The organism is Rheinheimera sp. NSM, from assembly GCF_052380015.1.
GTDB lineage: Bacteria > Pseudomonadota > Gammaproteobacteria > Enterobacterales > Alteromonadaceae > Alishewanella.
The window spans coordinates 71,818-84,772 of record NZ_JBQTCI010000007.1 but is presented as its reverse complement, the minus strand read 5'-3'; the positions used below and the strand labels follow the sequence as shown (position 1 = coordinate 84,772).

11 protein-coding genes are annotated in these 12,955 nt (G+C 47.5%); all 11 read right to left on the bottom strand.

The window, feature by feature from the left end:
- Positions 1-66: 66 nt before the first annotated feature.
- On the bottom strand, positions 67-2,472 hold the full coding sequence (locus ACTZWV_RS17235; protein WP_444787719.1) for an ABC transporter permease: 2,406 nt from the start codon (positions 2,470-2,472) through the stop codon (positions 67-69).
- Positions 2,469-3,182, bottom strand: a complete 714-nt coding sequence (locus tag ACTZWV_RS17230) for an ABC transporter ATP-binding protein (protein WP_444787718.1) — start codon at positions 3,180-3,182, stop codon at positions 2,469-2,471. Before ACTZWV_RS17230 ends, ACTZWV_RS17235 begins: the two co-directional genes overlap by 4 nt.
- Before the next feature lie 10 nt (positions 3,183-3,192).
- Entirely contained in the window at positions 3,193-4,422 is a 1,230-nt protein-coding gene (locus tag ACTZWV_RS17225) for an efflux RND transporter periplasmic adaptor subunit (protein ID WP_444787717.1), read from the bottom strand.
- 17 nt (positions 4,423-4,439) lie between these two features.
- Entirely contained in the window at positions 4,440-6,554 is a 2,115-nt protein-coding gene (locus ACTZWV_RS17220; protein WP_444787716.1) for a peptidase domain-containing ABC transporter, read from the bottom strand.
- The gene (locus tag ACTZWV_RS17215) at positions 6,554-7,261 is read right to left on the bottom strand and encodes a hypothetical protein (protein ID WP_444787715.1); all 708 of its coding nucleotides are present in this window, start codon (positions 7,259-7,261) and stop codon (positions 6,554-6,556) included. Before ACTZWV_RS17215 ends, ACTZWV_RS17220 begins: the two co-directional genes overlap by 1 nt.
- 99 nt (positions 7,262-7,360) lie before the next feature.
- On the bottom strand, positions 7,361-7,534 hold the full coding sequence (locus ACTZWV_RS17210; RefSeq protein ID WP_444787714.1) for a hypothetical protein: 174 nt from the start codon (positions 7,532-7,534) through the stop codon (positions 7,361-7,363).
- Positions 7,535-7,636: 102 nt separating this feature from the next.
- Positions 7,637-8,269 carry a helix-turn-helix transcriptional regulator gene (locus tag ACTZWV_RS17205; protein ID WP_444787713.1) on the bottom strand — a complete coding sequence of 211 codons (633 nt, stop codon included), beginning with the start codon at positions 8,267-8,269 and terminating at the stop codon, positions 7,637-7,639.
- A 14-nt stretch (positions 8,270-8,283) separates the two neighbouring features.
- Positions 8,284-8,424, bottom strand: a complete 141-nt coding sequence (locus ACTZWV_RS17200) for a hypothetical protein (protein WP_444787712.1) — start codon at positions 8,422-8,424, stop codon at positions 8,284-8,286.
- Positions 8,425-8,520: 96 nt separating this feature from the next.
- Positions 8,521-10,653, bottom strand: a complete 2,133-nt coding sequence (locus tag ACTZWV_RS17195) for a winged helix-turn-helix domain-containing protein (protein ID WP_444787711.1) — start codon at positions 10,651-10,653, stop codon at positions 8,521-8,523.
- 380 nt (positions 10,654-11,033) lie between these two features.
- The gene (locus ACTZWV_RS17190) at positions 11,034-12,116 is read right to left on the bottom strand and encodes a hypothetical protein (protein WP_444787710.1); all 1,083 of its coding nucleotides are present in this window, start codon (positions 12,114-12,116) and stop codon (positions 11,034-11,036) included.
- A complete protein-coding gene (locus ACTZWV_RS17185; protein WP_444787709.1) occupies positions 12,097-12,954 on the bottom strand; it encodes a thiopeptide-type bacteriocin biosynthesis protein in 858 nt (285 codons plus the stop codon). Before ACTZWV_RS17185 ends, ACTZWV_RS17190 begins: the two co-directional genes overlap by 20 nt.
- Between the last annotated feature and the right edge of the window lies 1 nt (position 12,955).

The window sequence follows — 12,955 nt, the reverse complement described above, 5'->3', positions numbered from 1 at the left end:
AAAGCCCGCCGGTTAAATCGGCGGGCTTTGCGGCATCCGGGTTACCAATCCAGTTGGTATGTGCAGTTACTCATTGCGCAACGCTTTCACCGGATCGGTTAGCAGTACCCGGCGTAGCGGCATAAAGCTGCACAACAGCGCTGCGAATGCCAATAGCCCCAGCAGACTGAACACCAGCGGCCAGTTAGCCTGAAACATCAGTTCGGGTTGGCTACGGCTAAGACCGGCAACAAAATAAAAACAGGAAAATCCTAACAACAGAGCTGCTGAAATGGGCTGAGCCAGCTTGCGAAGGTTTTCTTTCAGCAGTTGCTTCAAACTGGCTCCCATCGCCATTTCCACCCCCAGCTGATAGCGCCGCGCCTGCACCAGATAACTAACAATGCCGGCAACACCTGCCAATACAGTCAGCAAGCTCATCAACGCAAGGGTTGCGGCCAAAGCAGCCGCCAGTCGATGCGCTAGTGAAAAGCGGGCAAAGGCAGCCTGCACAGCGGTGAGCTCGCGTAAATTCAGACGAGGATCCTGTTGGCGCAGCAGCTCGAGCAGCGCCGGTTCGCTAAGGTTGTCACCCGGACTTAGTTTGAGCAGATAACTGAATTCCCATCGACCGTTATATTCCCCGGGATAGAATATCTCATCCACTTCATAGCCAGGGTCTCCGGGGAAGTTGGTATTAGCCACTACGCCGATAATTTGTCGCTGAGTGCTGTCATTACTAAGCGCCACTGTTTGGCCCAAAGCCGGCTTGCCACTTAAACGGGCAATACGGTCTGCCAGCCGCTGGTTGACAATTACCGGGTAATGCTCCAGCCCGACCTGTTCCGCGGTGAAGTCCTGCCCTGAAAGCGCAAGCCCATAAAATTGAAAATAACCAGGTAACACCCTAATCTGCCGGGCGGAAGTAATCACTTCGCCTTGGGCGTTGCTGACAATGTCCTGACTGCGTGCGCGCGGTGCACGAGGCTCTGATACCGCCGTGATCCGCTGAACCTGAGGTAAAGCCTCTAAATTTTGCAGCAAGGCACGATGCTGGTTTTGCTGCTGCTCACGGTTTTCCAAGTCAGTGTAACTTATCGTCACCGACCAAAGGTCTGTACTATCAATGCCCGTTGGACGGTTTGCTTCACTCCAGGCAGCCACAAAGACATGGGCGGTGGCCAGTAACACCAGCAAGGATAGCAACAGTTGCACACCGATCAGGCTGTGGGCAACGCCTTGCCGTAGTTGCTTGCCGGCGCCTTTACCACTGCTTTGCAAGCTGGCCATCAGCTGATGCTCTCGCACTCCGCTGAGCTCAATCCAGCTAAACAGCAACGCTATCGCCAGCAGCACCAAGGCGGTAAGCAACAACATCAGACCATCAATTCGTAGGGCGCTGATACGTGGCAACTGCTCAGCGGCCACCTGCGTAATAACAGCAAAACCCAGCCAGGTTAGCAGCAGCGCCAATAAGCCGGCTCCCGCCAGCAGAGCCGCATTATGGCGAAACACCTGATAAAACATTTGTTTTTTACTGGCACCAAAAGCGTAGCAGACAGCCAGTGGCTGTAAGCGTTTTACTGCACGCGCCAACTGCATGCTGGATAAATTCACCAGCGCAATTAAAGTGAGTAGCGACACCCCAGCCAGCAGCATCAGCACCAGCCGACCGGAGTCGCCCTGAATTTGCTGGCGTAGTGGCACTACCTTGCCATAATAATCAAACATATGCTGTAAGTCCGGATGCCGCTCGGCTGAGGCTTGTTTAACGATTTGGTAGGCCTCTGCATTGACCCGTTGCTGAGTTACACCTGGTTTTAAACGGCCAACAGCTGCAAAATTATTGGAGTAGCCATCAAAACTGCGAACATCAACATACTCGTCCATATCCAGCGGCAGCCAGATGGCTTCATGAGCATCGTGAAAACCCGGCAATTCCACAGCCTGTTTTAAAACGCCAATCACAGTAAACTGGCGTTGATTAAGCTGAATGCTCTGGCCAATAATATCGCGCCGCCCTTGATAATACTGCTGCCAGACGGCTTGGCTTAACACCACGGAAGGCTGCTTGTTGCCCAACTGTTCCTGTTCGCTAAAAAGCCGGCCCAGTAAAGGCTCCACTCCCATCACCTGAAAAATATCATGGGCACCCAAAATAACGGGCACTCGTGGCCGTGTGGGTTGATCCAGTAACTTATACTCCGAAAAGCTAAAGTACACCGCCATGTGTTCTATCAGCTGGCTTTTTTGCTGCAATTCAAACAGAGTTTGTACATTGGAATAGGGGTGGATAGCCCCCTGATAATTCATCTCAGCTCCAACATAGTAGAGCTCACGATCGTTTTTATAGGGCAGCGGCGCGAAAAAGGTGATATTAACCAGGCTCAGTACACTAAACAGCAGGGTCAGGGTAAACACCAGACTTAGTACTACAGTAACATAGTATTGCCGTGCGTGACGGAAGCTACGCCAGATCATCTGCCAGTTCATGCCACCTGCTCCTGCACATCAGTTTGCGGGGCTTCAGCTGTAACCACCTGGCCATCGAGCAGATGAATTTGCCGATGTGCCATATTGGCGTAGCGCGGATCGTGGGTCACCAAAATAATGGTGGTGCCTTGGGCATGTAGCTCTGCCAGCAAGGCCATCACGGCATCGCCATTTTTTGAGTCCAGGTTACCGGTCGGCTCATCCACCAGCATAATGCCGGAATCTGCTGCCAGCGCGCGGGCAATCGACACCCGCTGCTGCTGACCACCAGATAACTGATTGGGGAAAAGTGTGGCTTTATCAACCAGACCAACCTTCTCCAAACACTGCAGCGCTCTTGCCTGACGCTGCTTTATGCTGTCGCCACGGTACTTTAGTGGTAAAGCAACATTGTCCAGCACAGTGTATTCATCAATCAGGTTAAACGCCTGAAATACAAAACCGATGCGGCGGCTACGCATTTGCGCTCTTTGTTCGGCGTTCATGTCCGACACTAGCAGGCCGTCTATGTAATACTCGCCGCCATCTGCTGTATCGAGCAAGCCAAGAATATTCAGCAAAGTCGATTTACCGCAACCCGAGGGGCCACAAATGGCCACATACTCGCCTTCGTGCACACAAAAACTAACGCCATCAAGTACGGCTTGCTGCTGCTGACCAGATTGAAAAGTTTTTTTAAGCTGTTTTACTTTGAGTACATCGGTTTTCATTGCCGGGTCCTTACTGAGTCAGTTTTAGTTGTGTCACATTGTCATCAAACTGCAGGTCGCTAATAACAATACGGTCGCCCGGCGCCAGGCCTGATACCACTTCAATTTGTTGGCCGGAGGCTTTACCAAATTGCACCGGCACCCGGCTGGCTGTCTGGTTAGCATCCAGCTTGAACAGTTCAACCCGCGCATCTTCAGCCACGCCGGCAGGCCGGTCGACAAAGCTAACCTGGCCCCGGCTTTGGCCATGAATACGCGCGTCTACCATTTGCATTGGCCGGATATCAGCAGATAATTGCTCGGGCAGCAGAATATCGACCTGCACCGCGCCATCGGCCACCACAGGATCAATGCGCACCACCTGGCCGGTGACAATGCCGTGACGGCTATCCACTTCAGCGCTGGCACCTAACTGCAATAAACGCACCTGCATTTGTGGCACTTTCACTTCAGCTATTAAGGGCGACAGGCTACCAACCAGCGCCAGCTCTTCGCCAACATTCACGCTTTGGCCCAGATTAATTGGCAAGCGCTGAAGCACGCCTTGTAAACCTGCGCGCACCACCAGTTGCTGTAGCTGATAAGTGGCATTGTGAAGTTCGGCTTCGGCTTGTTGCACATCTTCTTGTTGAATAAGCAAATATTGCTGATGCACTTCCTGCAGCGTTGCCAGCTTTTGTTGCTCCAATTGATAACGTTCAGTCAACTGATCTGCCCGCGCACGGCTGCGCTTGGCGTCCATACCCGAAATAATACCTGCAGCAGCAAGCGGCGCCTCGGCTTCCACTTGCAGTGCCGCCAGCTCAGAATCGGATTTCAACTCAGCCAACCGTGAGCTTTGCTCTAAAATCTCGCGTTGTTGCTCCAGCGCCAAACGGCGACTATTGCTGCGTTTATTGTGTAAGTTAGCCAGCGCTTGCTGCGCCGCGACTTCTAAAGCAGGATTTTTTAAGGTAAGAATTATACTGTCAGGCTCAACCACTGCACCTGGCCGTAGTTTAATTTCATCCACCGTCGCCATGCTGCTGGCGGTAAGCAGACGTTGATTTTGCGATTGCAGGCTGCCATAACCGGTCACCTTTTGGCTAAAGTCGCCACTTTGTACAGTAGCTACACTCACACTGGCGGCACTGATATAATGCAAACCACCGGCAAAACCGATACTCCAGCCACTGATAAATAACACCGCGGAGAGCACGCCAATAGCGCAATACACTAGTGTGCTAATATTTTTTTTCATACTTACCGTTCCTATTTTTAAGCACTTTGCACTGCTGAAACCACAGTCATTAATCCGGCCAAATCAATCACCCTGTCCGCAGCCTCAATGGTTTCTTTACGGTGGGCGACACTGATTCTTGTCATATTTTTCTGTTTCAGGTACTGATTAACCCGCTGCTCGCTCAGACTATCCAAATGGCTGGTGGCTTCGTCCAGAAACAAAATCTTAGGTTGAGCGTAAAATGCCCGCGCCAGCAGGATGCGCTGCTTCTGACCACCTGATAAGGCACTGCCCAGATCACCAACCTGCGTATGTAAGCCCATTGGCATAGCCTGGATTTCATCCCAAATAGCAGCCCCTTGTAACGCGTCTTTCACCAATTCAAGATTGGGTGATGGCTCAAAAAACGTGATATTTTCCAGCAAAGAACCATTTAACAATTGATCATTTTGCATCACAGTAGCGCTGTAACGTCGGAATTGGCGAAAACCCAAAGATTTCAGCGGCATCCCATCCAGCAACAAATCACCTTGCTGCGGCTGAATTAACCCGGTCATAATTTTAAGCAAGGTAGACTTACCTAAACCGGAACGACCAACAATCGCAACCGACTCACCGGCATTGATGCAAAAATTCAGCCCCTGATAAAGCCATGGTGTGCTATCACTGTATCGAAAATGCAGATTACGTACTTCCAACGCCCCTGCCACCTGATCGGCTTGCAGAGCAATCCTGGCTTGGTCCTGCTCCGGCTGCTGCATCACGATATCCGACATCCGGCGCAGGTAAGTGCCGGCAATGCGAAAGCGGAAAATGTTGTCTACCAGGGATTGCGCGCTGTCAGCAAATTGCTGCCGATAAGCCAGATAGGCTAAAAACATCCCCAAGCTAAGAGCACCATCAATAATAAAGTGCGCGCCGATCAACACTATCAACAAATATTCAATACGTCCCAGGGCATTTTGGCTAACATCACTGGCAATAGTGATTTTTTCACGCTGAATACTGGCATTTAATGTGTCGGCATAGAAATTCATCCAACTAGATAAGCGACTGTTTTCTTTAGCAAAACTTTTTATGGGCATAATAGCCCGGATGGTTTCAATAAAATGGCTGTTTTCCCTGGCATGTTTACTCAGCTGCTGCTCCAGGTGTTCATTTTCTTTATTAGTCAGGAAAAAACGTACTACATACAGTGTCAGCAAGAAGCCAACTGAAACGAGCGCTAACGTCTTGTTATAATGAAACATAATCATCAGCGTGGTGATACTAAGCAGGCCATCAACAATCGCGGTTATAAAGCCGCGGCTGATCAGACGTTGCACTTCATTAAAGGCTTCAAACCTGGACTTAATATCCCCGACATGGCGGCTTTCAAAGAAACTCAGAGGTAAATGCAGCAGATGACGCTGAATATTGGCTTTTATCTGAAAGCTCAGGTTTTTATCCAGATACATGATGGCAGCCGAACGAATAATCTGTGCCAGTATCGATAAAACCAGCACCAATGCAAAACCAATAAATACAGACCACAACAAACCAGCCTGACCGGAACTAATACCTTGATCGACGACTACCCGGATGTAGTAAGGCGAAATAAGAAATAGTCCTTGTAACAGCAGAGCAATGATGAAAATTTTGCTTAATGATGACCACAGGCCATCGACTTTACCAATAAAATGGCGCAGTGGAACCCGGACACGTTCATCTTTACGCTCAAAGTTACTGGACGGAACCAGTTCGATGACGATACCAGTAAAGGATTCTGATACTTGATTCCAGTCCAGCGTCAGCCGACCTTTAGCTGGATCGTGAATGGTAATACCTTTACTGGTCACTTTGGCTAACGTGACGAAGTGATTAAAATTCCAATGTAAAATGGCGGGCTTTTTGACCTTGGCCAACTGGCCTAAATCCAGTTTTAACACACGAGCGGATAAACCTAACTCATCGGAAATTTGCACGATTTGCTTAACAGTTACGCCATGCAACCCAGCCGGATACCTCTGTCGCATCGCCAGCATATTGGTTTTAAAGCCATGGTAATACGCCACCATTGCAATGCAGGTAATACCACATTCTGCTACTTCACTTTGCAGATAGACCGGCAACTGCTGGCTACTAAATTGAATGTAATCAGATATGTTCATCAACCATTCTCTCGCAGCAGCGCAAAAAAGTTATTACGTTTTACACTCAGCTCCAACCGAACTGCCGCTGATGGGTGCAAAATGCCAACATCATAGGCAGGCTCTAGTTGAATGCCGATATTTACCCGGCCTTGCTGAAACGGGCCAATTACCGAATGCACCTTGCCTCTGGCCTGATGACGGCCTGCGCTCAGTTGCACCAATTGCCCTGGTTTAAGTTGCTCTGCTTTTGCACCTGATAATGTAAAGAAGAACAAGTGGTCGTCGTTAATGCGCAACACTTTGGCGATGGTTTGAAAAGCCTGAGCTGTTGTGCCCGAATTTATCACTGAAAAGTAAACTCCGGATTCGCTGCTACTTATCAGGGTTACTTGCTCACGTCGGCTTGCCGCCTCAAAAGTACGAACCTGAGTAATTACCTGCTCCCGGTTAATACGACTGCCATCCGGATGTAAATGCCGCTCAACCACGACTGGCGTTGGGGATACTATTGGAAAATAGTTGGATTCATGCGCAGCAAGACTTAAGCGCTCAGTGCTGACAAAAGGATAAACAACTGCCAGGCTAATCAAAAGACAGACAGCAATCACCATGGCCAGCAAGGCTTTATCTAACATTAAAGGCTGCTGAATCACCGATCCGCCAAACTCCTGTGATTTATATTGCTGCCGCAGCGCCTCTTTACGAAACAGCTTCAGATATGACATCTAGGACTGTCCTATTCGAAAAATAAGGTTTTAATCTTCAGCAATGCGGGCTTCGCTGTCACCTGTCAAATACCGCAGTATCCAACCAACCACCGGTTATTAGCGCAGCGATGCGCTTGCAACATCGTCTTCCAACTCAATATAAATGTCGTCAGGATTAAGAAAACCGCCGACAATCTTATCCAGCTCATCTAGCGCCGTTACTTCAATAAACCCTTCCAGGGTTGTACTGGCGGTCAACGGCTGATCTAGTTTTAAAAAGTCGTTCATCATACACCTCGATCTTTAATCATTTGATAAGGGTGATCGTCAACTCCTGACACCACAATCACCAAGCCATGTTTTTTTTATAATTAATTAATAACTTATAAAAAATCACAGTATATTCATACAGTTGTGGATAAGCTGCTGCCTGTTAGCACTGTCGGTTTTCTGCATACTGTTGCTTAGATGAAAGTTAACAGTGCGCTCGGTAATACTTAAAATCCGGCTAATTTCCCAGGAGGTTTTTCCTTGCGCCGCCCAGTGGACGCACTCTATTTCACGCGGAGTTAACTGAAAATCCCCGACTGTGCTACCACCGCTGATGCGGCGATAAGTGTCATAAATGTAAATGGCTATCACCTGCCAAAACCAGCCCAGCTTTTCCGCGAGCTTTGGCTCAATGCTTTGTTTCGCAAAGCCCAGAATCAAACAGGCATAATCGGGGCGCGACGCCACTACCGGAACCAGCAGGCTGGCCTTTGGTAACGTCGCTTTGATTAATTCATCTGAGCCAGACCAGCATGGTTTACAACAATGCAGATTTACCTGTTTTAACACTGCCAGGGTAAGCTGTTGTTTTACGTTGTCAGGCGTTTCCCCCATATAAACGGTGTTACAACTATGAACAATAAAACAGCACCAATCTATATGAGGAAGTTCGGTAAATTGAACCAAATAGCGCTCCAACTGGCGCAGTGTTTTAATTTGGTTCAGTTCGGCCACAGTTTGTTCAAAGAAACTCATACGGCCTCCAGGGTTCAATTGTCGTCACAAATTTTCAGCACAATACAAACTGAAAGGGGAGAAACAGGCTCCTCATCTGCATTCATACTCGTATTGTATTCAACTACAAATGCTGACGGTAATATCACTAAGATGGCAAAAATGATTTCTTTCATGGCTAAGCTCCTTTGTTTATGTTCAGCACAGATACTGACTAAGAAGCAGAGATGAGGGAATAACGATAAGCTAATTTTACAGTGTTTATTTTATAACTATTTAGTAATGTAAACGGATAAATCAACGTCATTAAGATTAGTGGTACGTGAGCCCAGGCTATAGACCAGCACATGGCTGCCATTTTGGTTGATAGCAAAACGAGGCCACATCTTTTCGTAAGGAAAACGGCTTTGGTGAAACTCGCCACTGACCAAATCCAACTGGTTTAACCAAGTTGATACAAAATCGAAATCACTCCAAATCAGCTTCTGCTGCTTAACATACCAACGGCTGATAAATTCGGCGTTAATACTGTATCCAAGAGATTTCGGCTGACGAAACTGGTGATCCAGCTGATACAAAGTACCCCGGTCGGTGGCGGCAATAAACCCCTCTGGCGTTTCCCGTACTGAGCGATACCCCTGTACACGCTGACGGCTGCGCTGACTTGCGCGATCAAATTGATGCAGCTCCCATACACCGGCAATTAGCTGGCCAAAATAAACACTATTTCCATCCAGTGAAAAACCGGCATGACCATCAAGGTAGCTCTGCGAAGATGATACCAACTCTACCGAATTATTTTTTAGATTGAGTACCATTAGTTGCTGCCCTACTTGCAACAACAATGCGCTCTGTTCCGGATGATGCTCCAGGAACTCAATATTTTGATCGGTGCTGTAAAGAACTTCTTTACTACCACTCAGCTGATTGTATTTCACCAACATCCGGTTGTTTTGCTGTTGAACTACACCAAAATACCACTGTTCGGTTTCGGCATAATTAAGCATCCGCACGCCATGGGGCACGTTAACCAGCCTTTTCAACGATATTTCAGAACCAAGTAGTAACTCTTGAAACACCGGTTCTGATAAATATTCATTTCGCAGTAACAGTAGCCGCTGTCCTGACTCTACAAGAGAAAAATCTTCTATTTCAGCTTCACCGTGTTCCATGATTACTTGTTGGCTATTCGACGCCAATTCAACAAGAACCAGCCCCTGTTTATCAAGAGTAATAAGCGACTCTTCACCGAACCACTCCAGTCTGTTAATCCGACCAGCGGTTCTCTCTGTGTACACGGTACGCTTTGACTGAGCGTCCTGAACTTCCAGCCAAAATTCAACACCATTTATTATCACAGCACTGGCCAACCAGCGACCTGAGGGTGAGTATACTGAGCGATAAATATGCTCTATAGCACTACTTCGTGCCTGTAACAGCTGTAACTCATCAGAGCCGGCATGCCAACGATACAACTTCACGGCACTTTGTACATCATCAGCGGCATTAATCAACCAATCACCTTTTTCGGTTGCAGGGCCTAAATGAGATATAAGGGGAAAACCTGCCACTACCGCTTCGCTCACAAGCTGCATAGTTTCATCCAGTTGCAAACGATAAATAGCGGAGTTACCCGCCACCAGATCAACAACAAGAAGTGATTGATTGTCATCAAACACCAACCTGGACGGCTGCTGAGTAGCCACAGGCAAAAGACGAATATCCCGGGTCTGACGATTCATCAAATAAATTTGCCACGGCTCACTCTGATTTTGCCGGCCTATAAATGCCAGAAAGCTTCCATCCGGGGATACGGCCAAACCGCGCTTTTCGCCCGCGATAGTTGGAATAAACTGGCCAGATACAAGCGGTTCATCAAATAACGGGGTATCTTGTTGCCACTGTAGTGCAAACCAGATGACAACTGCGCCTGAAAATAGCAGTAGTGCCAGAAATAAAAATTTACCGGGACGAATCGCGACAATATCAGGCTGCTTAAGCGCTTCAGCATAACCTCCTGACACTTGTAACATGCCAGACTCAGCTATAGATCCCGGAGAGATAATAGCATCTGCCATTGGCACACTGGCAAAATCGGTTACATGACAAATCAGTTTGTACCCACGTTTTGAGAGAGATTTGATGTACCTGGGTTCGGCAATATCAGCATCGTTAAGCAGATTGCGAAGTTTCTTAATGGTGCCTCTCACAGCCGTATCGCTAACCACACGCCCAGCCCAAACGTGCCCGTGCAATTCCTGCAGGCTGATATAGCGATCCCTATGCCAATACAGGTAAGCCAGTAGCTCCAGTACTTTAGGTTCGGCTTCTAACTCTGTGTCGCCCGAAAACAACAAATTACTGCTGGTATCGAGAACATAATCACCTAAGATAACTTTGGTCATACACCAAAATGGCCACATAAATTTAATAGCATTATTACCTGTTAAAACTTACAGGGCAACTATGTTATCCACATCAGCAAATATAACAGATAGAGTCGGGCTGTACTTAACAAGTGGTACCAGGTTCCTCGCGGCTTGGCAAACTAAAAAATAATACTGGTATCTGATTCGTACCAACTCTTTTGAACACTTTGTTAGGTGAGTACAATTATTTAGCGAGGTGAATAATGTCAACATAGAAAGCACGCAAAATTCACCCTGCAGAATTAAAAGCCGGGGCCCTGAATCAAAAAGCACCAGCTGGTGAAAAGCAGAACCGTAAGAACAACTGCCAGGGATACAAGACCAGACTGCATCGAACTCCTGGCTAGCTTAGACTCTTAGAAACGGTACAAGCTTTCGCGGAGGGCATATATGAAGGGACGTCTTTCTACTTCGAAGCGAGACAAACTGTAGTTATGATACTGCCGGTCTAAAGGTGTGTAGTTCAAGGTTGGTAACATTCGATAGACAATATTCAGCAACCAGCGATAGCTGCTAAAATCTGTTGGAAATACGCTACCCTGACCACTTTCTGTGTAAAAATACTTTCGATGGAAATCCGATACGTTGCTGATATCTGCTAACTGTTCAATAGGATAAGGTGAACGGTAATGAATCGTTTTATCAACGGCCATTTGGGTAAAGCTCTGAAACTGCGCTTTTAGCCAGGGGACAAACCGACCCAGTGAACTATCACAGTTTTTTAATCTACGTAGCAAACTGTCTGACCAATTCTCAAAGTACTTATAATCCTGCAGGTAGCGCTCTTCAAAGGTTTGACTAATATTCTGCCGGGTGGCTTCTGGCAGGGAGTGATGCCAGAAGGTGTAGTTTGAATAATATGATAAGAAACCGTTGAACTCGCCGAATTCTGATTCATCACTAATCTTCGGTTTATATACAAGCGCAAGTAACATCATAATACTGAACAATTTTTCCTGATGACTTTGTTCCTTGCTTTCACCCATATCAATAATAAAGGAGCGCAGTTGGCAATTGGCACTGAAGATACTTATCCATTGCTGCGGATTTTCGTAACGTCCTGACAGCTCTGACAAACAGCTATCTGTTACCCTATATTTATTGTTCTCATCGACCCGGTCAGGGTCCATCGCGACTTTCTCGATCGCCATCAGTTTTCGCTGCTTTTGACGATACTCACCAACCTCCGGATCCGAAGAAGGATGCCGCTCCAGAAACGCACCGATGAGCGCAATGGCCTTACCCAATAAGGCTTCGCTATAAAAATAGTTCTCAGTGTCCAGCAACAATCTGAAGTGCGGCCCATGGACCCACTCCCGGGAAACGCACCATCCATCAAACTGGCTCTGGTTAAAAACCTCTTGTATCGGCTTCAGTAACTCACTGAAAAAAAATGTATTGTTTTCGCTGTAAAAAATATCAACCTGCTTTAAGCGCATTATTGTCTCCCCATTGTGATAACGTGAGATAGGCAAAGTACCTAATGGTACTCTCTTTAAAGGGAGGCACACCGAAACGGTTGAAGCTCATGTGAAGCAGAGAGTGCAGAACATCTTCGACAGCGCCAACTCCAGCCTGTTGAAGACCATAGATAAGTTCCCTCAAATCCTGTTGTAATCCTGTTAGATACTGATCTTGGTGATACCCATCAACAAAGCGCTGATAATATCCGTGGTAAGTTTCCTTGCTGTCGTAAAACCGCTGGCTAACCCTCTTGGTTATCAGAGAGGATTCATCTTTAGTGGTAATCCCCGGAACATCCAGCAAAGCCATACCATTCAGACCAAGACGCCCGGCGACCATTGCATAGGCCATGCTAATGGCAAACATCTTTCGTTCATTATCTACATCGCTGACAGACAATTGCCGCAAAGTACGGGCCGAATCACGGCAGAAAAACCTCTCGCACAACGCCACCCCCAGCACGCCCCCATATCTCGCAGTTTCAGGTTGATATTCAATCGCTTCGATACTGCCGGCAGCATACAGTATATTGCCCTGCTCACCGTCGAAGTACTTACGATAAGGCCGGTAATATTCTTCAGGATCCAACACCTGCTGTTGGCCATGTTGCCGCCAGTACTCCTGCAGATTACGTAACAATGGACTTGCATCGGCGCCTTGACACAACCGGAAGCGTAAATGAGGCCCTCCGTGCCAGTAACGAATAAAAAACAACTGCCCGAGCAGTGTCGATGGCAATTCTGTCGCAGCAGTTTTTAAACAATGATTCATGCATTGAAAATCATGCACAAAAAAATGATAAGACTGCCACATA